This is a genomic window from Pectobacterium parvum (assembly GCF_020971565.1).
Lineage (GTDB): Bacteria > Pseudomonadota > Gammaproteobacteria > Enterobacterales > Enterobacteriaceae > Pectobacterium > Pectobacterium polare.
The window spans coordinates 79,750-105,115 of sequence record NZ_CP087392.1 but is presented as its reverse complement, the minus strand read 5'-3'; the positions used below and the strand labels follow the sequence as shown (position 1 = coordinate 105,115).

Here is a 25,366-nt window from a genome sequence, read left to right as displayed (position 1 = left end):
TATTCTGAGGCCGCGTTACCGCTGTTGCCAAAGGTAGCCTAGGATTAAGATGAAATCCCCCGAATATCAGCAGAAAACAGCGTTAAGGCGGCGATAAGCTGCCTTATACTGTTTGCGCGTGTAAATCGTGTTGCCGAGTGTAACGCGTGCGCATTTTTCGCGTTGTATATTGCTCACCTGTTTGTTGCTTGGTGGGCCAGGTATCCAGGTCTGCATAACAGGTTGACGGAGAAAGCGCTTGCGGCTCAGACGTTCATTAACGATTAAACAGATGACAGCCGTGTCTGCCGTGGCACTGGTGACGATCAGCCTGTTTATCGTCATACAGCTCTTTCACTTTGTTCATCAGCGCCGTGAAGATTATGCCAAGCAGTTGGAGAGCATCGCCTATTCTGTGCGTCAACCGCTGACAGATGCGGTGTTACAAGGGGAAGTGCAGCGGGCGGGCAATATTCTGGACAGCTTATTACCGGTTGCCTTTCTGAGCCGGGCAGATGTGCTGCTGCCGGATGATTTCCAGACGCTGCATGCGAATTTCCCGAAAGAACGTCCGGTGCCAGACTGGATTGCACGGGTCTTTAAGCTGCCGATCCGCATATCTATTCCGCTCTATTCGCCGCCGCAGACGCAGTATTCGGCGCCGCTGGCGCATCTGGTGTTGCAGGCGGATTCCTACCGGATGTATCAATTTATCGTCAGCACCTTTTCAACCATGTTGGCGACGTATCTGCTGCTGGCGCTGATTATGTCGATCGCCATTACCTGGTGCATTAACCGCCTGCTGATACACCCGCTGCGTGGGATTATTGTCGAGTTACAGAATCTACCGCCGGATGACATGCTCCACCGTCCGCTTACGCTGCCGCCCTGGCATCAGGATGATGAGCTGGGCGCGCTGGTGCGCAGCTATAACCGCAATCAACAGCTGTTGGCACAGTCGCTTTCTGCTGGAACCGAAGGCGCGGGATTGCCGGACAACGCACACTTTATGCGACGCCTTGAACAGCGTTTGGCCGATGCGACACCGTTCAGTCTGCTGGTTTTCGGGCTTGATTCCTCCGCCAGCAAACAGGGCAAGGTAGACACGCTAGCGAAGCAACTCAGCGAAGTGATTGAAGAACAAAACGAGGCTGGGCCTATCTATCTGGCGCGCCTCGACTGTGATGAGTTCGCTATCATCGGGAAGCAACTGCAATCCGCCGGACAGGCGCAAGATTGGGCGCAGAATGTGATGCTGGCGATTAATTCACCCTTTTTGCCTGCGGGCTCACAGCCTGCGCGGGCTATCAGCGTCGGTATCCTCACCATTACCGATCCTCGACCCGAGGACGCGGCGCTGCTTTTATCACAGGCACGTTTTGCTATGCAGCTGGCGCGGCGTGATAAAAAATCCGGTATTCATCCTCTCACGGTACCTTCCTGAGTATTCACAGGTAACGCAAATGTTACTTTTTATAGATGGGTTTCCGGAAAGGCGTATTCCCCGTGTGACGGAGGTTTGAGGGCTTTTTAAGGCGACGTAGCTGCCGAAAAAATGCGCATCTGTTACAAGTAAGTTGCACTGATGTTTCTTTATAATTCCTGCTGACGTGATTCAGCTCTTGTTTTTAACCTATCGTTCACAAACTAAACTTATAAAACATTCTCAGCTTGTTATTGCAATGTTACTTTCCGGCGCAATCACAGGCGGCATTTTCGTACCCTATTCCCCTCCTGTGTTTTCCCCACCATAGGACGTATGTATGAAAACATCAATTTTTAAAAGTCTTTATTTTCAAGTTCTTGCCGCCATTACAATAGGGATACTGTTGGGGCATTTCTACCCCCAGCTTGGCGAGCAAATGAAGCCGCTGGGCGATGGGTTTGTTAAATTAATTAAAATGATTATTGCGCCGGTTATCTTCTGTACGGTAGTCACCGGTATCGCAGGCATGGAAAGTATGAAGTCGGTCGGTCGTACTGGTGCGGTCGCCCTGCTGTATTTTGAAGTCGTGAGTACGATTGCGCTGATTATCGGCCTGGTCGTGGTCAACGTGGTGCAACCTGGTGTGGGCATGAACATCGATCCAAGTACGCTTGATGCGTCTGCGGTGGCGGTCTATACCCAACAGGCTTCGCAACAGGGTCTGATTCCGTTCCTGATGGACGTGATTCCGGGGAGCGTGGTCGGTGCGTTTGCTAGCGGTAATATATTGCAGGTTCTGCTGTTTGCTGTGATGTTCGGCTTTGCGCTGCACCGCTTAGGGCCAAAAGGCAAAGTGATTTTTGATGTGATCGATAGCTTCTCCAAGGTCATTTTCGGCGTCATTAACATGATCATGAAACTGGCTCCGCTGGGTGCTTTCGGTGCAATGGCCTTCACCATCGGTAAATACGGTGTCGGTACGCTGATACAGCTGGGACAGCTGATCGCTTGCTTCTACATCACCTGTGTGTTGTTCGTGTTCCTGGTGTTGGGCAGTATTGCCAGAGCGACGGGCTTCAGTATCTTCAAATTCATTCGCTACATCCGTGAAGAACTGCTGATCGTACTGGGCACATCCTCTTCTGAATCCGTGCTGCCACGTATGCTGGAGAAGATGGAGAAGGTCGGTTGTAAAAAATCTGTCGTGGGTCTGGTAATTCCTACCGGTTACTCGTTCAACCTGGATGGCACCTCCATCTATCTGACAATGGCCGCGGTATTTATTGCTCAGGCGACCAACAGCCACATGGATATCTGGCATCAGATTACCCTGCTGGTGGTACTGCTGCTGTCCTCTAAAGGTGCAGCGGGCGTGACGGGAAGTGGATTCATCGTGCTGGCGGCAACGCTGTCTGCCGTGGGCCACCTGCCAGTTGCTGGTCTGGCGTTGATTCTGGGTATTGACCGCTTTATGTCAGAAGCCCGTGCGCTGACCAACCTGATTGGTAACGGTGTGGCAACTATCGTGGTAGCAAAATACTGCCGCGAGCTGGACGAGAAGAAACTGGATGCTGAGCTGTCTGGCACCAACAAGAACGATAATGGGATTACACCGACTGCACAGTCATAATTCCGATACCGTTTTCTAAATCAGTTCCCCACGGCGCTAACGCCCGTGGGGAATTTTTTTGCCTGCCAACACGTCGAACCAAACCGTTTATCCCTCTTTCCTTACCCGCCATGAAAGGTAAAAATATTGTTAAATATGACTATTTTTACCTTTTTTGCAGATTATTTCGTCTTCTGGAGTGACATAGACAAAAGCGCGCGGTCTAAGGGAATGGTACACTTCGCGTCTTAATTTTTTCCGTGATATATCCACGAGAGTGTGCGGTGGCAGACGCAAGGCCACCATAATGATCAACAATAACCACATTTATTATGTTGGATAGCTATTAGTAGGGGTTCACATGCAGGGCACCAAAAAGGCGCTTTTCGTTGGTGGTTTGTTGCTGGCCGCAGTCAGCAGTGGCGTGCAGGCTGAAGCACTACAGCCCGATCCTGCCTGGCAGCAGGGTAAGCTTGATAATGGTTTTACCTGGCAGTTATTAACCACACCACAGCGCCCCGGCGATCGGGTTGAGCTGCGTCTGGTTGTTAATGCTGGATCGCTGCTGGAAAATGCCCAGCAGGTAGGCTTTGCCCATTTTCTTCCCCGTCTGGCCTTAGCGCCCGGCGATAAGCTGTCCGCCGCCCAGCGGCCTTCCATGTGGATGCGAGACGCTAACAGCTCACGCGTCCTGCCTCCTGTCATTGTCTCGTACGACTTCACGTCGTATAACCTGAGTTTGCCGAATAATCGCCCTGAACTGCTGAAAGAAGCGCTGACGTGGCTTTCGGAAAGCGCAGGGCAGATAGCGTTCGACGAAAAAAGTCTACAGGCTGCGTTAAAGGTGCCCGATCAGGTGGCAACCTTTCCGGTTAACCCACAGGATCCGAGCTGGCGCTATCGCCTGAAAGGCTCACCCCTGCTGGCACACGATCCTGCTCAGGACGTCAAACCGCCGTTAAATGGCGAGCAGCTCCAGCAATTTTATAAAGCCTGGTACACGCCAGATGCGATGACGCTCTACATCGTCGGTCATGTGGATAACCGCAGCGTGATCGAGCAAATCGGGAAAGTCTTCTCTCCGCTGGAAGGGAAACGTGAAGCGCCAGCGCCGTTGCCGACACTCAGCCCGCTACCACCGCAGGCGATCAGCCTGATGAATAACAACGTCCAGCAGGATACGCTGTCGCTGATGTGGGATGCCCCGTGGCACCCGATTCGTGAATCGCAGGCGCTGGTTCGCTACTGGCTGGGCGATATGACGCGGGAGGCGATGTTCTGGCACCTACAGCAGGCGCTGGAGAAGAGCCCGCTGAAGAGCAACAATCTCCGCTTCGACTGCAATGTGTTTTATACCCGTTCTCAGTGCGCGATTCATATGGATGTACCGAATAGTGAGGGCGTTGAACCGGGCGTGACGTTTATGGCGCGTGAGCTGGCGACGCTGCGTGAAAAAGGGCTGACACAGCAAGAGTTTGATGCGCTGATTGCGCGCAAGACGGACGAGCTGAGTAAGCTGTTTGCGACCTATGCGCGGACCAGCACGGACATCCTGATGGATCAGCGCCTGCGCTCCCAGCAGAATGGCGTCGTGGATATTTCTCCCGAGCAGTATCAGAAACTGCGCCAGACCTATCTGTCCGCGTTGACGCTCGATATGCTGAATCAGGAACTGCATCAGCAGTTGGTACAGGATACGACGCTGATGCTGATCCAACAGCCCGGTGAGCCGGAAGCGAATATGAAGGCATTGCAGGAAGCCTACGACCGGATTATGACGCCGATGACCGAGCCAGTTGCCAGCGCTGGAGCCGCGGCATCTGAAGGCGCAGTTTCTGACGGAACAAAACCGCAGGAAACGGCACCCGCCGCACAGTAATTTATTAATCAGTAAGTCACTAATCAGTAAATCATTAATCAGTAAATAGAAAAGGCCGCGATTGCGGCCTTTAACTTATTATCACGTGACATCCTGTTTATGCAGGCATTGCCTCTAGCGGGATAATCGCGCCACGATATTGAATGACCGTGCTGGCTGTCAGGTGACCGCGCTGTGCGGCTTCCTGCGTGCTGCCGCCGTTCAGACGTACTGCCAGATAACCTGCGCTGAAAGAGTCGCCTGCGGCGGTGGTATCGACCACTTTCTCTTTTGGCAATTTGATCGCTGGAACATCAACCAGCGCTTGTCCGCGTTCAGACACGATGCAGGAATCGGCACCGCGTTTGATGACCACTTCGTTAACGCCCAAACCGTGCGTCCGGTCCAGCACCGCTTCCAGCGGCTTCGTGCCCCACAGCATGTCTTCGTCATCCAGTGTCAGGAAAGCGATATCAGTACAGGACAGGATATCAGTGTAGGCCTGCTGCGTTTCTTCCTTGCTCTGCCACAGACGTGGACGGTAGTTGTTATCAAAAATCACTTTACCGCCGTTGGCGCGGCAGGCGCGCAGCAGGGCGAGAAGACGCTGACGGCTTTCGGCGTTCAGAATCGCCAGACTGATGCCGCTCAGGTAGAGATAATCAAATTGTGCCAGCGACTGACCGATTTTTTCTGCTTCTGGGCTGTCCAGCCAGTAGCGGGCCGCGGCATCATTACGCCAATAGTAGAACGTACGCTCGCCGCTATCGTCGGTTTCAATGAAGTATAAACCGGGCAGCTTGTTGTCCAGTCGCTGAATCAGGTCGGTTTTCACCCCTTCTTTCTGCCAGGCGGCAACCATTTCGGTACTGAAGCTATCGGTACCGAGTGCGGTCACGTAATGCACGCCCAGCTTATCGGCGTTTACCTGACGGGCAATGTAAACGGCAGTGTTCAGCGTATCGCCGCCAAATCCACGGTTAAGATCCGTGCCCTTCTGCGACAGTTCGATCATGCATTCGCCGATTACGGCAATGTTAGTAGTTGTCATCACTTTTGGCCTGTTTGAAAAGGTACCCTGCACCTGATGTTATTGGGTATAAAAAATGCGGAAATTAACGTCAGTCTCAACATTACGCGAGACTGAGTCAATAGTCTTGAAACGATGTTTTATTTTTTCATGACGCAGATCGGAAAACCAGTGCTTTCCCGCTGCTTTTAGCGATCGGAGGGCGGTTCTTTCTCCTGCTCATTCTTATCCGTCGAGGTGTCGCCTTTGTAGTTCGCCGTTGCGATCCAGGCGGCGCAGAAGAGCGTCAAACGAGCGAAGAAATAGAAGAACGCCATCAGGCCAATGACCGAACCGAACGCGGCACCGGAAGGCGAGCTGGCCAATTTAGGCAGCGCGACGGTCATCGCGAATTTGATGACTTCAAAGCCCACGGCGGCGATCAGCGTGCCGCGAAAGAGCGCGTTGCGTTTGGGTTTATGGCGCGGTAAAACGAAAAATATCCACAGGAATAACAGATAGTTGGCGAAGATGGAGATTGACAGGGCAATCAGCGTCAACGCGGGGCGCAGCCACTCGATGCCATCTAGCCCCAGCGCGGTCACAATCATGTTTTGCGCGGTACCAGCAACGGAGGTCAGGAAAAGCGTGATGATAAGCGCAATGACCAGGCCGGTCAGCGACAGGAAATCCCGCGTGTACTGAAAGTAAATCTTCTCTTCATCTTTCGGGTTCCGTTCCCACACGTCGCGCGACTGGGCGCGAATCGCCTCACGCAGGTTTCCCATCCAACTGATGCCAGAATAAAGTGCGATCAGCAAACCGGTAATCCCCACGGTAGTACGCTGCTGCACGGCGGTGTTAACGGTACTTTTCAGCGTATTGGCCAGATTAGGATCGCTGATACTGTTGACGATACGGTTAATCAGCCCCGTCAGCAGATCGGGGTTAGAAGCCAGCACGAAACCCACGGCGGCAAAAGACACCATGAGAATCGGGATTAGCGACAGAAAGGAAAAATAGGTAATGGCCGCGCCAAACTGGTTGCCCATCCGATCGTTGAAACGTTCGCCCGCGCGAATCAGGTGCGCCACGCTGGGGATCGCCTGAATACGTGCGACCAGACGCTTGCTCTTGCCCAGAAACGAGAGAGGTTTCTGTGGTGATTTATCCCCTTCTGGGGTTGACGATGTTGACTGGCGATCCGGGTCTGCCGGTACAGGCATTGCGTTTCTCCTGTGTTCGGGATTAGTTTAGTAGCATAAGGTTGATTATAACCAACAATATAAGAATGTTACTTTTCGATGTTTTTCTGAACGTACGTCATACACGGACGTTAAGCGAGTGAATTTTCCATGCCAACACCTTCCCCCTCCGAACCGGCGCTGAGCGGTCTGCGCCTTAATCTGCGCATCGTTTCGATTGTGGCGTTCAACTTCGCCAGCTATCTGAATATCGGCCTGCCGTTGGCGGTGCTGCCGGGATATGTGCACGATCATCTCGGCTACAGTGCATTCTGGGCTGGGTTGGTGATCAGCCTGCAATACTTTTCCACGCTAGTAAGCCGTCCGCATGCGGGCCGCAGCGCCGACGAAAAAGGACCGAAGAAAATCGTCGTCTGGGGGCTGGCTGGCGTCATGCTGAGCGGGGTGTTTTATCTGATGGCCGCCTTTAGCGACGCCTCGCCTGCCATCACGCTGCTGCTACTGTGCATCGGGCGTGTGGTGCTGGGTGCCGGACAGAGCTTTGCCGGTACAGGCGCGACGCTCTGGGGCGTCGGCGTGGTCGGTTCCCGACACATTGGGCGCGTGATTTCATGGAATGGCATTGCCACCTATGGCGCGATGGCGATTGGTGCACCGCTCGGCGTCTGGCTCAACCATATCGGTGGGCTAAAGCTGCTCTCCGTATGCATTATCCTGATCGCAGCCGTGGCGATTGTTCTCGCGCTGCCGCGCCCCGCGGTGCAGGTCGCGCCGGGGAAAAAGATTCCCTTCCGCGAAGTGCTGGGGAAAGTCTGGGTTTACGGCATTATTCTGGCGATCGCCTCTGCGGGTTTTGGTGTGATCGCCACCTTCATCACGCTGTTTTATGCGGATCGGAACTGGGAAGGTGCGGCGCTGACGCTAACCATTTTCAGCGTTGCCTTTGTCGGTGCACGGCTGGTGTTTCCTAACAGTATTCAGCGGTTTGGCGGACTGCGCGTGGCAATAGCGTGCTTCGTGGTTGAAATCGTCGGGTTATTGCTGGTCTGGGGGGCGACGCAGCCGCTGATGGCGGAAGTCGGTGCGTTTCTCGCGGGGGCGGGGTTCTCTCTGGTGTTCCCGGCATTAGGCGTTGTCGCCGTTAAGGCGGTATCACCGCAGAATCAGGGCAGTGCACTGGCAACCTATACGATATTTCTCGATTTATCGCTGGGCATCGTCGGGCCGGTGGCGGGCGTGCTGATGGCTTATACCGGTATCGCCTCTATTTATCTGGCGGCGGCGCTGCTGGGGCTAGGCGGCTTAGCGCTGACGTGGCGACTGACCCAGCGCACAGCCATCGAATAACAGTAGCCACCTTGGTGGCTACTGTTATTCGATAACGATGATTACTTCAGCTTCAGAGTGTGGATGATGCCTTCTGCTTCGCTCTGTGCCTGTTGCTGATTGTTGGCTGGCAGCGTGATCTGCAAGGTCAGCAGCTGGTTTTCCACTTTACCCAGCACGACAGAGGAATAAGCCTGCTGTCCGCTGCTAGTGATAATGCTGTCGAGCTGTTGCAGCTTCTTGCCGTCAACGTCGATGGTCTTGTTGGTGACGACCTGGAGGTTGGCGTCACGCGTGCGCTGTTGATCTTCCAGACGCTGTGTCAGCACGGTTAACTCTTCCGTAGTGTTGTCGCCCAGAATCACGATGACCGCTTTCTGTCCATTGTCATTGGCGTAAACGTGCATGTTGTTCGCCTGCGTGCCGACTTTACCGCTTTGATCACGCATATCGGCCGGCAGGGTAAACGCCACCTTGCCACCCATTAATTCAATGTTCTGGCTCGCGGCAGCTTCTGCGGCAGGTTTATCTTGTGCGCCCGATTTTGCAGCGTCATCCGTTTTGCCATCACAGGCAGCAAGCAGGCCGACAAGCAAGCCGACACCGAGGTATTTGATTACATTCGACATGGGATCCCTTTCTCTCGTTTTTGAAACAGATAATCGTTTTAAACAGGTAATAACAGTATGGCACCCTATTCAGATAGCAAAAACAAGCATTTTGTTGTTGCAAACCGTTGTTAGTACCTGCGTTATTTTTACAAAACGATGAGTGACTGTGGGGGAAAAGGCGGCGCAGATGGCCGCCCGATTGGCATTAATGGTGGCTGCTGACGGAGTGATAGTCGGGTGTGCCTTTCTGCTCGCTCAGACGTTTGAGCACCATGTTCAGCATGACGCCGTACATCGGCAGGAAAAATGCCAGGCTGATCAGCAGCTTGAAGGCATAATCCACCATCGCGATTTCAACCCAGTTTGCCGCCATGAAGGCATCGGTGCTGCGGTAAAACGCGATGAAGAAAAAGGCCAGCGTATCGCTGAAATTACCAAACACGGTCGACACCGCCGGCGCAACCCACCACGCGCGTTTCTGGCGCAGGCGGTTGAAGACGTGAACATCCAGAATCTGACCAAGAACATAAGCCATGAAGCTGGCGCAGGCGATACGCGCCACGACGATATTTATCTGACTTAATGCCTCGAACGACTGCCACGATCCCTGATAAAACAGGCACGACACCAGATAGGAAATCACCAGCGCAGGCACCATCACGGTCAGAATAATACGACGCGCCAGCGGCGCACCGAAAACCCGTACCGTCAGGTCAGTTGCCAGAAAAATAAACGGAAAGGTAAACGCGCCCCAGGTGGTATGAAAACCGAAAATCAATACCGGAAGCTGGACCAGATAATTACTCGACGTAATGATCAGGACATGGAACAACGATAGCCAGATCAGCGCCGTAAGCCGCTGCTGGGGAGTAAAACGATACATGATGTGACCTTTTTGGTTATTGGGGTTAGGGAACCCAAGAGATAACGTGCAGATTTATGCTGCAACGCGGCGGCATAATACGCAATTGCTTCGTTAATGCAATGTGTTTTGCCAGGAAAAGATGGTTGTTTTCTGCGCAAACGTTGTCGTCGCTTGCGTCGGGAAATCCTCAGCGTAAACTAAGGCGGTTTTTTGATTCCTGTACTGAGAACGTTGATGACCGATCCATTTACCAACCCGGATAAAACCCTTGATGCACAGGGACTGCGCTGCCCTGAGCCTGTAATGATGGTGCGTAAGACCGTACGCCAGATGGAAACCGGGCAAACGCTGCTGATTATTGCCGACGATCCTGCCACAACCCGCGATATTCCCGGTTTTTGTGTGTTCATGGAGCATGAGCTTCTGTCACAGGAGACCGAACAACTTCCCTATCGGTATCTGCTGCGCAAAGGCCAATAATACTCAGTGCGTTATATCGTTCGTTGACGTGTGTGATTAGGAGAAACACGGGGATGAGGTTCCCGTAGGGAGGCCTCGCCCCGTGGTCGCTCCGTGTATCTCGATCCTTCAATTCACAGCCAGCAACGGTAATATCAGTCCTGTTTTCTCAATAGCCGCAGCGCGTTGGCGGTGACTAGCGCGGTTGCGCCGGAATCCGCCAGTACCGCCAGCCACAGTCCGGTAATGCCCAGAATGCTGGTGACCAGAAAGACGGCTTTCAGCCCCAGCGCGATGGCAATGTTCTGGCGAATATTGTGCTGCGTCGCCCGCGACAGGCTAATCATCGCTGCCAGCCCGGTCAGGCGGCTGTGCGTTAAGGCTGCATCGGCCGTTTCCAGCGCCACATCCGTACCGCTTCCCATCGCAATTCCGATCGTTGCGGCTTTCATCGCTGGTGCGTCGTTGATGCCGTCGCCAACCATCGCCACGGGATGCTGCTGACTCAATTCGCTGACCGCCGTGACCTTATCGGCAGGGAGCAGGCTGGCGCGGTAATCGATCCCTAATGTCGCCGCAATCGCTGCTGCTGCGCGGGGATTATCACCCGTGAGCATGACGCCACGAATCCCCAACTGCTGCAAAGCATCCAGCGCTTCACGCGCATCGTGGCGTAGCGTATCGCTCAACGCCAGCACGCCGAGCAGGTTATCGTCCTCTTGCACCACCACGACGGTTTTCCCTTCGTTTTCCAGCGCCTCAACCCGTTGCAACCAGTCGGCATCAAGCAGATCGGGCGCGACGCGAGTCGGCGCGCTGACCTGAATCCGCTTGCCGCTTATCGTGCCTTCCACGCCGACTCCTGCCAGCGCTTTGCGGTTTTCCGCCATTGGCAGGAACGTGCTGCTGGAGCGCGCATGCTGGACGATGGCTTTGGCAAGCGGATGGTGTGAGCCGGATTCCACGGCGGCGGTGCGCGTCAGCAGCGCCGTTGCGCTAACGCCAGCGGCGGGCAATACGTCCGTCACCTGCGGCTTGCCTTCCGTCAGCGTGCCCGTTTTATCGAATGCGATAGTCTTGATGCTGCCCAGCGATTCCAGCGCTGCACCGCCTTTAATCAGCGCCCCACGACGCGTTGCGGCGGCCAGCCCGGACGTAATCGCCGCAGGGGTTGAGATCACCAGCGCACACGGACAGCCAATTAACAGCAGCGTCAGGCCGCGATAAATCCACTCTTGCCACGGCTGCGCCAGCAGCAACGGCGGTACCAGAATCACCAGCAGCGACAGCAGCATGATGGCTGGCGTGTAGTAACGGCTGAACTTATCGAGGAAGCGCTCTATCGGCGCACGGCGCTCTTCCGCTTCTTCTATCAGTTGCAGAATGCGGTCGATAGCGCTGTTGCCCGGCTGTGACACCACGCGCAGTTGCACGACCCGATCGACGCACAGGCTGCCTGCGGCAATTTTCTCACTCGGAGTACGCTCAACGGGAACCGATTCACCGGTCAGGGCGCTTTCATCAAAGCTGGCGTCGCTGTTCAAGAGCTCGGCATCGGCGGGGAGTCGTCCACCTGGCGCGACTTCAATCACGTCACCGGGAACCAGACTGGCAACGGGAACGAGGCGTCGCTGCCCGTTGCCGACGACCGTGGCATCTTCGGGAAGCAGCGCCATCAGCGCCGTTACGCCCCGTCGTGCGCGGTTTGCCGCGTAAGATTCCAGATGTTCGCCCAACATAAACAGCAGCAGGATGACGGTGGCTTCGGTGGTGGCGCCAATCAAGAGCGCCCCGATGGAAGCCACGCTCATCAGCGTTTCAATCGCGAAGGGCGTGCCCGTGCGAATGAGCTGCACCGTTTTCTTCAGTATCGGAATCAGCCCGACAATCGTGGTCGCGATAAACGCGATCTGCCCGCCGCGCTCGCTTAGCAGGGAAAGTCCCCAGCTTGCAGCAGCCAGCAGAGTGAAAAGTATTAAGAAACCATATTCATGTACGAAGCGACGTACGGTCGACGTGTCGGGTGGAGCGAGAGGGAGTGCGGTGTCCTGCAAGGTGAAACCCGCTTGCTGAACGGCATGTTGAACCTGAAGTCGAATATCGGTGTTGGCATCAACAACCAATTTTTCGGTGGCGAACAGCACTTTGGCCTGTTCAATTCCGGTGAGATTTTTTACTGCATTTTCGATTTTACGTGCGCAGCTGGGACAATCCATCCCGCTGATTTTCCAACTGAAACGCTGGTGGGATCGGGGCCTGTCGCTGTCTCCGCCGTCGGGGTCATCTGAATCCGCGCTACCGCCGCTGTCTGACGACGACTGATCTGTGCCACTCGCGCTCTGCACTACGGCGTCAGACGTGTGTTTGGTTGAACAGCAACTGTGGTCGGCGTGATTTGAATGCTGCGTGTGCTCGTTGCAGCAGCTTTTGGCGCTGCGTGGCGCGTGATGAACGCTGTTATTGCAGCAGGCTGATTTCTCAGTGCTGTGGTTATGTTGATGAGAGTGCATATCTTCCTCCATTGTTGAACCAATCCCATTAGGGCTATTTCATTTGCCATTTTGAACCTGGGCAGTGCTCGAAATCCTCACGTACTACTGTACGCTCCGGTTTCTGCGCGCTGTCCGAGTCCAAACTGGCTGCACCAATAACGCCTACTGGAATAGTTTCTTAGTGATTACGATTCTCATCAGGAACTTTACACCGCCGCTCAATGCTTAGCCAGATTTTCGTGAGTGCCGCGAACGTCAGAAATAGAGGGAGCGAACGATCAGGAAATGGCCGCCAAAATAGCCCGCTGCCACAATCGCCTGATGGGCGCGGAACGGAAAACGGTAATGGTGAATCAGCCAGGCCGCATGGGCGATAAATAGCAGTACGGTGCCCGTCAGCAGGGAGAAATTCGCGTTTGTCCCCAGCGCAAAATACCGCTCGCCAGCAATCCAGACCATCAGCGCCGTCATGATGATAAATGCGCAGGCGGGCCAGCGCTGTGCTTCCAGCCGTCCCCAGATAATAGCGATCAGGATCGCGGCCAGAATGACGAGCATTAATGCCAGCGGCCAGAAGAACGTGAGTGAAATTTGTCCGGTAAAAAAGCTAATGGTGTACAGAAGATGTGAGAGAAAATAGGCACCAAATGCGTAAAGCAGGCGCTGAGTTGGCAGCAACAGCAGGGTGTCTGCGACCAGCGTTGCCAGCAGCCCCAGCACAATCAGATAGCCCGGCACGCCAAGCAGTGGCGTCTGCCAAGCCAGAGCCAGCAGCAGTAGCATCGTGACCGGTTTGAATAACCAACGTTGCCACGTTGGACCACGGTAGCTGGCGTCCACATACAACCAACCAGAAAAAAGCACAGCAATAAATGACCAAAGCATAGCGTGTCCTTTTTGTGTTTTTGTTTGTGTCAGGATAAAAATAAGCCGTTCTTTGTTCAGTGTAGGGGATTGTGGGGAAGTTAAACAACACGAGGTGAGACGGATGCGACTTCTGTGAGCTTCATGTTATGTTATCGCCTGTTTTTATTGTAGATGGGCGCCGTGAAGTCTAGAAGGGAGCATTGTGTTGAATGAGTAATGAATCCGCGCTTTATCGTATTCAATTTATAAATAACGGTAAGAATTACCAGCTTTACGTGCGTGAGTTGGTGCAGAGCAGCCTATTCGGTTTTATTGAAATTGCCGACTTCGTGTTTGATAGCCAGTCTACGGTGTTGGTTGACCCGTCAACCGAGAAATTGAAAACGGAATTCTCCGGCGTTAGCCGCAGTTTTATTCCTCTACAGGCGATCATTCGCATCGATGCCGTGACGGAAAAAGGCAGCGCCCGCATTTCTGATTTAGGCAATAACGTTACCGCGTTCCCTTATCTTCCCGGCAAGAAACCCTGATGAGTGACTTTCCCTGGCTGTTGGCCTTGGCCGTCGGTGCGATTGTGGTGCTGGCGGCGCGGCAATATCGACGCCAACGCCAGCGGGAAGCGCAGAATGACGCGGCTCCGCTGCGGATCGTGGCCGCCGAGGTGAAACACAAACGCGAATTTCCCCGTAGCCGTCGACGGGCGCACGAACATCAGGTGATGGTTGTAGAGGATATGCTTTATGAGGTCACGTTCAGGCCGATTACCGGCGGCGCGATCATCACGTTGCGCCTTGAGAACGCGGATTATCACCAGCTTGATACTGGCATTCAGGGGTCGTTGCAGCTAAAGGGCACACGCTTTATCCGCTTTGTGCCCCAGCAGAAGTAGCGATTACGACTTCGGTGGCTTAGGCTGCTTTTTCTGCCACGCCAGCAGTTCAAACACGCCAAAAAGGAAAATGCGTGCCTGAAGTGCGCGGTTCAGCGCGGGGCTGTCTTTCGGCTGGCTGGATTTTAACAGCAGCAGTTGAAAACCATGCATCAGGATCATAAACACCATCGCCACGGTCATGAAGATATTCAACGGCTTAGGGAATGGCTGAATCAGGTTAAGCAACAAAAATCCCCACACGCCCAGCATCAATAGCCTGCCAAGGTTAATCAAAATCATCTCTTACCCTTACGTTGCTGCGAAGATCATTGACGAATGTATAAACGGTAGGCGACCTGACCCGCAATTTTCTCACGGTGCAGTTGCCAATTCTCCGGGATAGTCAACTGCGCATTTTCCGCCTCGGTTTCCACGTAAATCCACGCGTCGGGTGCCAGCCAACCCTGTTGTTCCAGCAGGGCAAGCGTGTTGTTCAGCAGTTCTTTGCGAAACGGTGGATCGAGAAACACGACGTCAAACGGCGTGCCTGGCTTCGCCAGCCAGCTCAGGGCATCAGTATTGACCACCTCGGCGTTTTCCGCCCGAAGCAATGCCAGATTTTGCGTTAACTGCTGCGCGACTGCACGCTCCATCTCCAATAATGTGGCGTGTGCAGCATAACGGGATAAGGCTTCCAGCCCGAGCGCGCCGCTGCCGGCAAAGCAGTCTAGACAGCGTGCCTGCTGAATGACGGGAGCCAGCCAGTTAAACAGCGTTTCCCGCACGCGATCGGTGGTGGGACGTAAACCGGGGCTATCAGGAACCGGAAGTTTTCTGCCGCGCCATTGACCACCGATAATTCGGATTTGTCCGGCGGCTGACGATGCATTTTTTTTAGCCATAGCTCACAGGGTTATTGTTGTGCCGCATCATCGTGGTGTGGATACGGGCAGGAAATTTCTGGCGCTATTCTAGCGGCGGTTACGTGTAGAGGGAATGTTAAGATGGACGTTAAGGCGCTTAACTCAAAATTTTGTGCTGTCTGCGGGCTTTCGATAACGTGCGGTGTTTGACACACTTCGTTACGGACATTGCCTTTCGTTACGAAGATTGTCGGCAGCACCGAGAATTGTCTGTCATTGCCCCCGTTGGCTGCGTGTTGCTGTCGGCAGGAAAGTGTTAAACTTGTTGTTTAAATATGATTTTCATTGATTGATTCGCTGCGGTGAGCAGCGTGGAGCGCGATCGCACATGTCAAAAGAAAAGAAGCGCGGTTTTTTTTCCTGGCTGGGATTAGGGAAACAGGAAGAAAAACAACAAGAGCAACCGCAAGAGCAGCCTGTTGTTCAAGATAAGCCGACTGTTCAAGAGAAGATTATTGTTGAAGAACAGCCGTCAGCGGCGGAGTCGGATGCTGCTGCATCGGCTCACCAGACCGTTGAGCACGCGCCGGAGCCGGTAGAGAAACCGCTGCCGGAAGCGTCTGTTGTTGAAGAAAACATAAAGGTTGAAGCGGAAGCGCTGATCCAACCGGTCGCCGAGCGTGACGTTACCGCAGCGGCTGACGAACCGGCCGTCGTTGTGCCAGAAGCCAATGTTTCTGAGCCTATTGCCTCTGAACCTGTCGCGTCTGCCCCCATTATTTCCGCAACCGACGATCGTGACGCGATCGACCATGACGTTCTCGATCGGGATGTCGTCGATCCGATCGTGCAGACTGAGATCTCCGAAAGTGCGACGGTGGTTGATGCAGAGCCGGACGTTGCGCAGCAGGAAGAGCAAGAATATGAAGAACCAGAACAGGTGCAGCCAGACGATGTGCCTGTCGTGGCGCAAGAGCAGGAACGTCCTACGAAAGAAGGTTTCTTTGCTCGTCTGAAACGCAGTCTGGTGAAAACGCGCCAGAACCTCGGTTCCGGATTTATCGGATTGTTTCGCGGTAAGAAAATCGACGACGATCTGTTTGACGAACTGGAAGAACAGTTGCTGATTGCCGACGTCGGGGTTGAGACGACCCGTAAGATCATCGGCAGCCTGACGGAGCACGCCAGCCGCCGCCAACTGAAAGATGCTGATACGCTTTTTGTGAAGCTGAAAGAAGAAATGGCGGAGATTCTTGCTAAGGTGGACGCCCCGCTGAATATCGAAGGCAAAACGCCGTATGTCATTCTGATGGTTGGCGTTAATGGTGTGGGTAAAACCACCACCATCGGGAAGATGGCACGTCAGTTCCAGGCGCAGGGCAAATCCGTAATGCTGGCGGCGGGGGATACCTTCCGTGCGGCGGCGGTCGAGCAACTGCAAGTCTGGGGACAGCGCAATAACGTGGCGGTGGTGGCACAGCATACCGGTGCGGATTCGGCATCGGTGATTTTCGATGCGATTCAGGCAGCGAAAGCGCGTGGCGTTGATGTCCTGATCGCGGACACAGCCGGTCGCTTGCAGAACAAAGCGCACCTGATGGAAGAGCTGAAAAAGATTGTGCGCGTGATGAAGAAGCTGGATGAAGACGCGCCGCATGAAGTGATGCTGACGTTGGATGCGAGCACCGGGCAGAACGCAGTGAGTCAGGCCAAACTGTTTAATGAAGCGGTTGGACTGACGGGTATTACCTTAACTAAGCTGGACGGCACCGCGAAAGGCGGGGTGATTTTCGCCATTGCCGACCAGTTCGCTATTCCTATCCGCTATATTGGGGTAGGTGAAGGTATTGAAGATTTACGGCCATTCAAGGCCGACGATTTTATTGAGGCACTTTTTGCCCGAGAGGATTAAAACGGATGATTCGTTTTGAACAGGTCAGTAAAGCTTACCTCGGTGGGCGTCAGGCATTGCAAGGAGTGGATTTCCATCTGCGCCCAGCGGAAATGGCGTTCCTGACCGGTCATTCCGGCGCAGGGAAAAGTACCCTGCTGAAACTGATTTGTGGCATTGAACGTCCCAGCGCGGGTCAGATTTTGTTTGGCGGCCACAATATCAGCCGCCTGAAAAAGCGCGAAGTCCCGTTCCTGCGACGTCAGATCGGCATGATCTTTCAGGATCACCATCTGTTGATGGAACGCACGGTCTATGACAACGTCGCGATGCCGCTCATCATCGCGGGTGCCAGCAGTGAGGATATCCGTCGCCGGGTATCCGCCGCGCTGGACAAAGTTGGCCTGCTGGATAAAGCGAAAAATTATCCTATCCAGCTGTCCGGTGGTGAGCAGCAGCGCGTTGGCATTGCGCGCGCGGTGGTGAACAAACCCGCGGTGTTGCTGGCGGATGAACCGACCGGCAACCTCGACGAAGCGCTGTCAGAAGGCATTTTGCGCCTGTTTGAAGAATTCAATCGCGTTGGCGTTACCGTCCTGATGGCGACGCATGACACTGGGCTGATCGCCCGCCGTAATTACCGTGTGCTGACGCTGTCGGATGGTCGCATGGTGGGGGGAAACCACAATGGCGAATAACGTCCGTAATGCGAAAAAGCCTGTCGCAAAAGCCAAAGCGCTGCGCGGCGGCTGGCAGGAACAGTGGCGCTATGCCTGGACGAATACGCTGGCTGATATGTTGCGTCAGCCGCTGGCTACCTTTCTGACCGTGATGGTCATTGCTATTTCGTTGGCGTTGCCCAGCATCTGCTATCTGGTATGGAAAAACGTCAGGCAGGCGGCTACACAGTGGTATCCCTCGCCTCAGCTGACGGTGTATCTGGATAAATCGCTGGATGACAACGCGGCGCAGGCGGTTATCACGCAGCTTCAATCTGAAGACGGCGTCGATAAAGTCAATTACCTGTCACGCACTGAAGCGATGGGCGAATTCCGCAACTGGTCCGGTTTTGGCGGCGCGCTCGATATGCTGGAAGAGAATCCGCTGCCAGCCGTGGCGATTATCACGCCGAAAATGAGTTTTCAGGATTCCACTACGCTGACGACGCTGCGCGACCGAGTGGCAGCGACGCAGGGCGTGGATGAAGTACGGATGGACGATAGCTGGTTTGCGCGGTTGGTGGCATTGACCAATTTGGTCGGGCAAATTTCCGCGATGATTGGTGTCCTGATGATCGTCGCCGTCTTCTTGGTGATCGGCAACAGCGTGCGTTTGAGTATTTTCAGCCGCCGCGAAACCATCAACGTGATGAAGCTGATCGGTGCGACGGACGGTTTTATTCTGCGTCCGTTCCTGAATGGTGGGGCAGCGATGGGTGTGGGCGGCGCGGTACTGTCGCTGATTTTATCACAGGCGCTGGTCTGGAAGCTAGATGCCGTGGTGGCGCAGGTTGCCGCTGTTTTTGGTACGACGTTTGCCGTCAAAGGGCTGAGCTGGGATGAATCTCTGCTGCTGCTGTTAATCGCTGGTATGATTGGCTGGTTGGCCGCCTGGCTGGCAACGGTACAACATTTACGCCGTTTTACACCACAGTAAGCATTTTCTGCTATAATTGTTCCCTGTAATTCAGACCGTATTGCAGGGGCAATTCCTCAGTGACATCTCTTTTTCGCGCAGTGTTTTCCCCTTGGTTTCTCGTGTGTTAATGTCTCGTTTTTCTCCTGCTTGATCTCTGGCATGAGGTGAATAAAATGAGAGGAACTTGCGAGCGAAATCACAGTCTGAATAGACAGATTTTAGGATTTGATTAATCTGGTTTTAAGGTTTTTCTTAAAATAAGCTTTAAGGTGCCGTGTTTTGCCATCTTCGCGCAAAACGATGCGGTGAAGCAGTGCTAAGATAACCAACTGCAATATGACGAGTAGAGTAACTGAGAGGGTTGAATGACCAAAGATATGCAAACTTTCACCTTAGTTCCCCAGGGCAGTCTGGAAGGGTATATTCGTGCCGCCAATGCCTATCCGATGTTGACGGCGGAGGAAGAGCGGGCGCTGGCTGAACGGCTGCATTATCAGGGCGATCTGGAGGCTGCTAAGCACCTGATTCTGTCACACCTGCGTTTTGTTATTCACGTTGCCCGTAACTATTCCGGCTACGGCCTGCCGCAGGCGGACCTGATTCAGGAAGGGAACATCGGCCTGATGAAAGCGGTACGTCGCTTTAACCCTGAAGTTGGTGTGCGTCTGGTTTCTTTCGCCGTGCATTGGATCAAAGCCGAAATTCATGAATACGTGCTGCGTAACTGGCGTATCGTGAAAGTCGCAACCACTAAAGCACAGCGTAAGCTGTTCTTTAACCTGCGTAAGTCGAAAACGCGCCTCGGCTGGTTTAATCAGGATGAAGTCGAACTGGTCGCGCGTGAGCTTGGTGTGACCAGCAAAGACGTGCGCGAGATGGAATCCCGCATGGCGGCGCAGGACATGACGTTCGATCCGACGCCGGAAGAAGATTCGCACGACGGCAAGGCGATGTCGCCGATGCTTTACCTACAGGATAAATCGTCTGATTTTGCCGATGGCATTGAAGAAGATAACTGGGAAACGCATGCGGCTGATAAGCTCACCTACGCGCTGGAAGGGCTGGACGAACGCAGCCAGCACATTATTCGCGCCCGCTGGTTGGATGATGACAACAAATCCACCTTGCAGGAACTGGCCGATCAATACGGCGTTTCCGCAGAGCGTGTGCGTCAGCTAGAAAAGAATGCGATGAAAAAACTGCGAGCGGCGATAGAAGCCTAATCGCTCTCATCGTCTCTTTCTGTCGCGACCGGGTAATGCCCGGCCGTTTTGTTTTTGTCTGATGTCAGTCCGCAAAGCTCGAGTTATGGCTTCTCTGGGTTGAGTTGGTCAAGAATCAACGGCGTTTCGTTTCTGCGAATATAGCGCCAGCCACCGGACACCGGTGAGAAACCGCAGGACACCATAAACCGCGCCAGCACTTCCTCTTTGATCGCAGCATGATCGGCCGTGGCCAGCCACCACTCTTTCACCTCAGGAAGCTGATGGCGCACTTCATCAATCAAGAGTTTCCCGACGCCCCGCCGCCGCGTGACTTCCCGCACCATGAGATCGCTCAGTTCCGCATATTCTCCTTCAAGCTCGACCAGCATGCCGCCTAATAACCGATCGTTAAAACGGGCGGCAAATAATCGCCGATCGGGGGTGAGTTCTTCCTCGAGTAAATCAATGTTCTGATGCGGCCAAATCTTTGCCAGATCAATTTTATCCTGAGGGCTGAATCGGGTGAGGCATTCAACGGTTAGTTTCATTTTTATCGGCACTCCATCATATGAGTGAAGAATAATGTAGTTGTCTTGTAGTGGAACAGTTGTGTAATTTGATCGTTATGGTTAATAGGGTAAATGTTTTTCCCATTCTCTGTTTTTCGAGTAATCCATCAACAATTAATGCACAAAGTAGAATATCTGACTATATATAAATTGAATGCTGGTTTTTGCATCTGGCATTTTGTGCTGTTTGCTCCGCTTGTTTCTGACAGCGCGAGTTGATTTGCAGCATAATATTCCTGTTTAATAATATGAAAAATAAAGCCTTATTAGAAATCATTACTAATAATAACCTAAGCCTTTCTTACTTATAAGAAAATAGCAGGTTATGGCGGAAGGCGGTCAGGTTTTCGGCAATATCCATAATGACAGATGGGGTAAAAAGAATGAAATTCAGTAAAGGTAAAGTATTGCTGATGGGTTGTATGGCTGCGGCGTTGAGTCACGCAGTCAGCGCTGCCGATATTAAGGTTGCAGTTGTGGGTGCCATGTCTGGCCCAGTTGCACAGTATGGCGATATGGAATTCATTGGCGCGCGTCAGGCCATTGAAGACATCAACGCAAAAGGCGGCGTAAACGGTAACAAACTGGTTGGCGTTGAATATGATGACGCGTGCGACCCTAAACAGGCGGTTGCCGTCGCGAACAAAGTCATCAATGACGGTATCCGTTATGTGATTGGCCATCTGTGTTCCTCCTCAACGCAGCCTGCGTCTGATATCTATGAAGAAGAAGGCGTGATCATGATTACGCCTGCGGCAACCAACGCCGACTTAACCACGCGCGGCTACAAAATGGTGCTGCGCACAACGGGGCTGGATTCCGATCAGGGACCAACTTCAGCAAAATACATTGTCGAAACCATCAAACCGCAGCGTATCGCCGTGGTTCATGACAAACAGCAATATGGTGAAGGTTTGGCCCGATCTGTTCAGGATAGCCTGAAAAAAGCCGGTGCGAATGTTGTGCTGTTTGAAGGTGTGACGGCGGGTGATAAAGATTTCTCTACGCTGGTTGCGCGTCTGAAGAAAGAGAACGTCGACTTCGTCTATTTCGGCGGCTACTACCCAGAAATGGGGCAGATTCTGCGTCAGGCGCGTCAGGCTGGCATGACCACCAAATTCATGGGCCCAGAAGGCGTGGGTAACTCGTCGCTGTCCAACATCGCAGGCGATGCCTCTGAAGGCATGCTGGTGACGCTGCCGAAGCGTTACGATCAGGTTCCTGCTAACCAACCGATTGTTGATGCGCTGAAAGCCAAGAAACTGGATCCAACCGGTCCGTTCGTTTGGACGACCTATGCCGCGCTGCAATCGCTGACCACCGCGATGACACGTACTGGTAGCGATGAGCCGGAAAAACTGGCCGCAGATCTGAAAGCGAATCCTGTGGATACGGTAATGGGACCATTAAGCTGGGATGCAAAAGGCGACCTGAAAGGGTTTGAATTTGGCGTATTTGAGTGGCACAAAGACGGTACTTCCAGCGCAGTGAAATAATCATCATGCCGGGAGGCGGGTAACGGGTGAAGACGCCGTTGTCTGCCTCTTCGGCGTGGAGAGCATTCTCCGCCCGCTGAGTGTGTACCAATAATAATCCCTCAATACCGAAGCCCCCGTTGCCGCAAGGCGCGGGGGCAGCATTTAAGGTTTAAGGTATGTCCGAGCAGTTCCTTTACTTTTTTCAGCAGATGTTCAACGGCCTGACGTTGGGCAGCACCTATGCGCTGATCGCCATTGGCTACACCATGGTTTACGGCATTATCGGCATGATTAACTTCGCACACGGCGAAGTGTATATGATCGGTAGCTACGTCTCCTTTATTGTGATTGCGGCCCTGATGATGATGTGTATCGATGCTGGCTGGCTCCTGATTGGTGCCGCTTTCATTGCCGCCGTGGTCATTTCCAGCGCCTATGGCTGGAGTATCGAACGGGTGGCCTACCGACCGGTTCGAACGTCAAAGCGTCTGATTGCGCTGATTTCTGCCATCGGGATGTCAATTTTCCTGCAAAACTACGTCAGCCTGAATCAGGGCTCGCGTGATGTTGCACTGCCGAGTCTGGTGACTGGCCAGTGGGTGCTGGGCGAAAGCAATGGCTTTGCCGCGACGATTAGCACCATGCAGTTGACCATCTGGATCGTGACGTTCCTCGCCATGCTGGCGCTGACGCTATTTATTCGCTATTCCCGTATGGGTCGCGCCTGTCGCGCCTGTGCGGAAGACCTGAAAATGGCAAGCCTGCTGGGTATCAATACCGACCGCGTCATCTCTCTAACTTTCGTCATTGGTGCGCTCATGGCCGCCGTTGCGGGTGTACTGCTGGGGCAATTCTACGGCGTTATCAACCCCTATATCGGCTTTATGGCCGGGATGAAAGCCTTTACGGCGGCGGTACTGGGCGGAATCGGCAGCATCCCTGGTGCGATGATCGGTGGGCTGATTCTGGGCGTAGCCGAAGCGCTGACGTCCGCTTACCTGAGCACGGAATACAAAGATGCGGTGTCGTTTGCGCTGCTGATTGTGGTGCTGTTGGTGATGCCAACCGGTATTCTGGGTCGCCCGGAGGTTGAGAAAGTATGAAGCAGCTCAACCTGTTTAATGCGTTGGTTTCCGCGTTCATGCTGCTGGTGCTGGCCTCATTCTTAATGGGCATGCAGTTGGCGCTGGATGGCACCAAATTGGTGGTGCGCGGTGCCGATGAAGTCCGCTGGTATTGGATTGGCGCGGGCTGCATCGTGGTGTTCTTCTTCCAGTTGATTCGCCCGTTCTTCCAGCAAAGCATCAAGAAATTCTCTGCACCGTCACTGGTGCTGCCAAGCTTTGATGGCAGTACGCCACGACAGAAGATATTAGCGGCGGCATTGATTATCGCCGCTATCGCCTGGCCGTTTCTGGTGTCGCGTGGTACGGTGGATATCGCCACCCTCACGCTGATTTACGTGATGCTGGGTCTGGGTTTGAACGTTGTGGTTGGCCTGTCCGGCCTGCTGGTATTGGGTTACGGCGGGTTTTACGCCATTGGTGCGTATACCTATGCGTTGCTGAACCACTATTACGGATTGGGCTTCTGGGAAAGTCTGCCGCTGGCAGGCATGGTGGCGGCGCTGTCAGGCTTCCTGCTGGGTTTCCCGGTGCTGCGTTTGCGCGGTGACTATCTGGCGATTGTGACGCTCGGGTTCGGCGAAATTGTCCGTATCCTGCTGCTGAACAACACTGAAATTACCGGTGGTCCGAACGGCATCAGCCAGATCCCTAAACCGACCTTCTTTGGTCTGGAATTTGGCCGTAACGCGCGCGATGGTGGTTGGGATACGTTCCACAATTTCTTTGGTCTGCAATATGACCCGAGCGATCGCGTCATCTTCCTGTATCTGGTCGCGTTGCTGCTGGTCGTGTTAACCCTGTTTGTGATTAACCGTCTGCTGCGGATGCCGCTAGGACGTGCCTGGGAAGCGCTGCGCGATGATGAAATCGCCTGTCGTTCTCTGGGACTGAGCCCAACGCGCATTAAGCTGACTGCGTTTACCATCAGCGCCGCGTTCGCGGGTTTTGCCGGTACGCTGTTTGCCGCGCGTCAGGGCTTCGTCAGCCCGGAATCATTCACGTTCGCTGAATCTGCCTTTGTACTGGCCATCGTCGTGCTGGGCGGAATGGGCTCGCAGTTTGCGGTCATTCTCGCTGCAATCTTGCTGGTCGTGTCCCGCGAGCTGATGCGCGATCTGAATGAATACAGCATGCTGTTGTTGGGTGCGCTGATGGTTCTGATGATGATTTGGCGTCCGCAAGGCCTGCTGCCGATGAAGCGTCCTGAGATGAAGTTGAAAGTCGCGAAGAAGGAAGAGCAAGCATGAGCACGCAGCCACTATTATCAGTCAGAGGTCTGATGATGCGTTTTGGCGGCCTGCTGGCGGTCAACAACGTTGAAATGGATATTCATGCTGGCGAAATCGTCTCGCTGATCGGCCCGAACGGGGCGGGGAAAACCACGGTCTTTAACTGCCTGACCGGTTTTTATCGCCCAAGCGGCGGCACCATCATGCTGCGCGATCGTCATCTGGAAGGATTACCCGGACAGGCCATTGCCCGAATGGGCGTAGTGCGCACATTCCAGCACGTTCGCCTGTTCCGTGAAATGACGGTGATCGAGAACCTGCTGGTAGCACAGCATCAGCACCTGAAAAGCGGCGTATTTGCCGGGCTTTTGAAAACACCGGGCTTTCGTCGTGCGGAAGCCGATGCGCAAGAGCGCGCCGCGGTGTGGCTGGAGCGTATCGGTCTGTTAGAGTTAGCGAACCGTCAGGCGGGGAATTTGTCTTACGGCCAGCAGCGCCGTCTGGAAATCGCCCGCTGCATGGTGACACGGCCTGAGCTGCTGATGCTGGATGAGCCTGCTGCCGGTCTGAACCCGAAAGAAACTGACGAGTTAAATCAGCTGATTGCGGAATTGCGCGATAGTCATCAGGTGTCCATTTTGTTGATTGAACATGATATGAAGCTGGTGATGGGAATTTCTGACCGGATTTATGTCGTCAATCAGGGAACACCGCTGGCACAAGGCACCCCAGCTGAAATTCGTAACAACCCGGATGTCATCCGTGCATATCTGGGTGAAGGATAACGTT

Annotated in this window: 24 protein-coding genes; 15 read left to right on the top strand and 9 right to left on the bottom strand. The window is 53.8% G+C overall.

All coding sequences use genetic code 11. The features are described from left to right. Nucleotides 1-271 precede the first annotated feature (271 nt). From LOZ86_RS00460 to LOZ86_RS00450, 3 genes are all read left to right on the top strand, one after another. On the top strand, nucleotides 272-1,423 hold the full coding sequence (locus tag LOZ86_RS00460) for a diguanylate cyclase domain-containing protein (protein ID WP_039485338.1): 1,152 nt from the start codon (nucleotides 272-274) through the stop codon (nucleotides 1,421-1,423). Between the two features lie 319 nt (nucleotides 1,424-1,742). Continuing rightward, complete coding sequence (locus LOZ86_RS00455; protein ID WP_039485308.1) at nucleotides 1,743-3,035, top strand: dicarboxylate/amino acid:cation symporter; 1,293 nt, start codon at nucleotides 1,743-1,745, stop codon at nucleotides 3,033-3,035. A gap of 340 nt (nucleotides 3,036-3,375) precedes the next feature. Continuing rightward, the gene (locus LOZ86_RS00450) at nucleotides 3,376-4,893 is read left to right on the top strand and encodes a M16 family metallopeptidase (RefSeq protein WP_111778595.1); all 1,518 of its coding nucleotides are present in this window, start codon (nucleotides 3,376-3,378) and stop codon (nucleotides 4,891-4,893) included. Nucleotides 4,894-4,990: 97 nt separating this feature from the next. Here the strand turns inward: LOZ86_RS00450 and kdgK are convergent, their stop codons facing one another. Further along, on the bottom strand, nucleotides 4,991-5,923 hold the full coding sequence (gene kdgK, locus LOZ86_RS00445; RefSeq protein ID WP_039485305.1) for a 2-dehydro-3-deoxygluconokinase: 933 nt from the start codon (nucleotides 5,921-5,923) through the stop codon (nucleotides 4,991-4,993). A gap of 167 nt (nucleotides 5,924-6,090) precedes the next feature. Then, a complete protein-coding gene (gene yhjD / locus LOZ86_RS00440; protein WP_111778596.1) occupies nucleotides 6,091-7,107 on the bottom strand; it encodes an inner membrane protein YhjD in 1,017 nt (338 codons plus the stop codon). A gap of 129 nt (nucleotides 7,108-7,236) precedes the next feature. On the opposite strand from yhjD, the gene LOZ86_RS00435 reads away from it, so the two are divergent. After that, a complete protein-coding gene (locus LOZ86_RS00435; RefSeq protein ID WP_039485302.1) occupies nucleotides 7,237-8,433 on the top strand; it encodes an MFS transporter in 1,197 nt (398 codons plus the stop codon). 41 nt (nucleotides 8,434-8,474) lie between these two features. On the opposite strand, the gene LOZ86_RS00430 is transcribed toward LOZ86_RS00435, so the two are convergent. Both LOZ86_RS00430 and LOZ86_RS00425 read right to left on the bottom strand, forming a co-directional pair. Then, nucleotides 8,475-9,041, bottom strand: a complete 567-nt coding sequence (locus LOZ86_RS00430) for a DcrB family lipoprotein (RefSeq protein WP_039485300.1) — start codon at nucleotides 9,039-9,041, stop codon at nucleotides 8,475-8,477. A 187-nt stretch (nucleotides 9,042-9,228) separates the two neighbouring features. After that, on the bottom strand, nucleotides 9,229-9,906 hold the full coding sequence (locus tag LOZ86_RS00425) for a 7-cyano-7-deazaguanine/7-aminomethyl-7-deazaguanine transporter (protein ID WP_039485298.1): 678 nt from the start codon (nucleotides 9,904-9,906) through the stop codon (nucleotides 9,229-9,231). 216 nt (nucleotides 9,907-10,122) lie between these two features. On the opposite strand from LOZ86_RS00425, the gene tusA reads away from it, so the two are divergent. Continuing rightward, nucleotides 10,123-10,368, top strand: coding sequence for a sulfurtransferase TusA (tusA, locus tag LOZ86_RS00420; RefSeq protein ID WP_039485296.1), 246 nt, complete (start codon nucleotides 10,123-10,125; stop codon nucleotides 10,366-10,368). A gap of 134 nt (nucleotides 10,369-10,502) precedes the next feature. Here the strand turns inward: tusA and LOZ86_RS00415 are convergent, their stop codons facing one another. Both LOZ86_RS00415 and LOZ86_RS00410 read right to left on the bottom strand, forming a co-directional pair. Beyond that, nucleotides 10,503-12,857, bottom strand: coding sequence for a zinc/cadmium/mercury/lead-transporting ATPase (locus LOZ86_RS00415; protein WP_039485336.1), 2,355 nt, complete (start codon nucleotides 12,855-12,857; stop codon nucleotides 10,503-10,505). A gap of 237 nt (nucleotides 12,858-13,094) precedes the next feature. Beyond that, the gene (locus tag LOZ86_RS00410; protein ID WP_039485295.1) at nucleotides 13,095-13,724 is read right to left on the bottom strand and encodes a lysoplasmalogenase; all 630 of its coding nucleotides are present in this window, start codon (nucleotides 13,722-13,724) and stop codon (nucleotides 13,095-13,097) included. A gap of 191 nt (nucleotides 13,725-13,915) precedes the next feature. Here LOZ86_RS00410 and LOZ86_RS00405 point away from each other — a divergent pair, with 191 nt between their 5' ends. After that, nucleotides 13,916-14,236, top strand: coding sequence for a DUF1820 family protein (locus LOZ86_RS00405; protein ID WP_039485294.1), 321 nt, complete (start codon nucleotides 13,916-13,918; stop codon nucleotides 14,234-14,236). Then, nucleotides 14,236-14,595, top strand: coding sequence for a DUF2500 domain-containing protein (locus tag LOZ86_RS00400; protein WP_039485293.1), 360 nt, complete (start codon nucleotides 14,236-14,238; stop codon nucleotides 14,593-14,595). The genes LOZ86_RS00405 and LOZ86_RS00400 overlap by 1 nt, the downstream gene beginning before the upstream one ends. A gap of 3 nt (nucleotides 14,596-14,598) precedes the next feature. Here the strand turns inward: LOZ86_RS00400 and LOZ86_RS00395 are convergent, their stop codons facing one another. Together LOZ86_RS00395 and rsmD are read right to left on the bottom strand one after the other, a co-directional pair. Next, the gene (locus tag LOZ86_RS00395; RefSeq protein WP_161547145.1) at nucleotides 14,599-14,874 is read right to left on the bottom strand and encodes a DUF1145 family protein; all 276 of its coding nucleotides are present in this window, start codon (nucleotides 14,872-14,874) and stop codon (nucleotides 14,599-14,601) included. Between the two features lie 29 nt (nucleotides 14,875-14,903). Further along, entirely contained in the window at nucleotides 14,904-15,479 is a 576-nt protein-coding gene (rsmD, locus tag LOZ86_RS00390) for a 16S rRNA (guanine(966)-N(2))-methyltransferase (RefSeq protein ID WP_010306568.1), read from the bottom strand. Nucleotides 15,480-15,828: 349 nt separating this feature from the next. Between rsmD and ftsY the strand changes: the two genes are divergently transcribed. The 4 genes from ftsY to rpoH all read left to right on the top strand — a co-directional run bounded on the left by ftsY (nucleotide 15,829) and on the right by rpoH (nucleotide 20,192). After that, entirely contained in the window at nucleotides 15,829-17,352 is a 1,524-nt protein-coding gene (gene ftsY / locus LOZ86_RS00385; protein WP_039485290.1) for a signal recognition particle-docking protein FtsY, read from the top strand. 5 nt (nucleotides 17,353-17,357) lie between these two features. Beyond that, the gene (gene ftsE / locus LOZ86_RS00380) at nucleotides 17,358-18,029 is read left to right on the top strand and encodes a cell division ATP-binding protein FtsE (RefSeq protein WP_010306560.1); all 672 of its coding nucleotides are present in this window, start codon (nucleotides 17,358-17,360) and stop codon (nucleotides 18,027-18,029) included. After that, nucleotides 18,019-18,987: a permease-like cell division protein FtsX gene (ftsX, locus tag LOZ86_RS00375; RefSeq protein WP_230242756.1), complete on the top strand. Its 969-nt coding sequence runs from the start codon at nucleotides 18,019-18,021 to the stop codon at nucleotides 18,985-18,987. Before ftsE ends, ftsX begins: the two co-directional genes overlap by 11 nt. Nucleotides 18,988-19,334: 347 nt before the next feature. After that, nucleotides 19,335-20,192 carry an RNA polymerase sigma factor RpoH gene (rpoH, locus tag LOZ86_RS00370; RefSeq protein WP_010681389.1) on the top strand — a complete coding sequence of 286 codons (858 nt, stop codon included), beginning with the start codon at nucleotides 19,335-19,337 and terminating at the stop codon, nucleotides 20,190-20,192. A gap of 83 nt (nucleotides 20,193-20,275) precedes the next feature. Here rpoH and panM read toward each other — a convergent pair whose 3' ends face one another. After that, nucleotides 20,276-20,722, bottom strand: coding sequence for an aspartate 1-decarboxylase autocleavage activator PanM (gene panM / locus LOZ86_RS00365; RefSeq protein WP_039485287.1), 447 nt, complete (start codon nucleotides 20,720-20,722; stop codon nucleotides 20,276-20,278). A gap of 404 nt (nucleotides 20,723-21,126) precedes the next feature. Here panM and LOZ86_RS00360 point away from each other — a divergent pair, with 404 nt between their 5' ends. From LOZ86_RS00360 to livG, 4 genes are all read left to right on the top strand, one after another. Further along, the gene (locus LOZ86_RS00360; protein WP_039485285.1) at nucleotides 21,127-22,239 is read left to right on the top strand and encodes a branched-chain amino acid ABC transporter substrate-binding protein; all 1,113 of its coding nucleotides are present in this window, start codon (nucleotides 21,127-21,129) and stop codon (nucleotides 22,237-22,239) included. 158 nt (nucleotides 22,240-22,397) lie between these two features. Then, the gene (gene livH, locus LOZ86_RS00355; RefSeq protein WP_230242755.1) at nucleotides 22,398-23,324 is read left to right on the top strand and encodes a high-affinity branched-chain amino acid ABC transporter permease LivH; all 927 of its coding nucleotides are present in this window, start codon (nucleotides 22,398-22,400) and stop codon (nucleotides 23,322-23,324) included. After that, entirely contained in the window at nucleotides 23,321-24,595 is a 1,275-nt protein-coding gene (locus tag LOZ86_RS00350; RefSeq protein WP_039485273.1) for a high-affinity branched-chain amino acid ABC transporter permease LivM, read from the top strand. The genes livH and LOZ86_RS00350 overlap by 4 nt, the downstream gene beginning before the upstream one ends. Further along, nucleotides 24,592-25,362: a high-affinity branched-chain amino acid ABC transporter ATP-binding protein LivG gene (livG, locus tag LOZ86_RS00345; RefSeq protein ID WP_039485270.1), complete on the top strand. Its 771-nt coding sequence runs from the start codon at nucleotides 24,592-24,594 to the stop codon at nucleotides 25,360-25,362. The genes LOZ86_RS00350 and livG overlap by 4 nt, the downstream gene beginning before the upstream one ends. The last annotated feature ends 4 nt before the right edge of the window (nucleotides 25,363-25,366 follow it).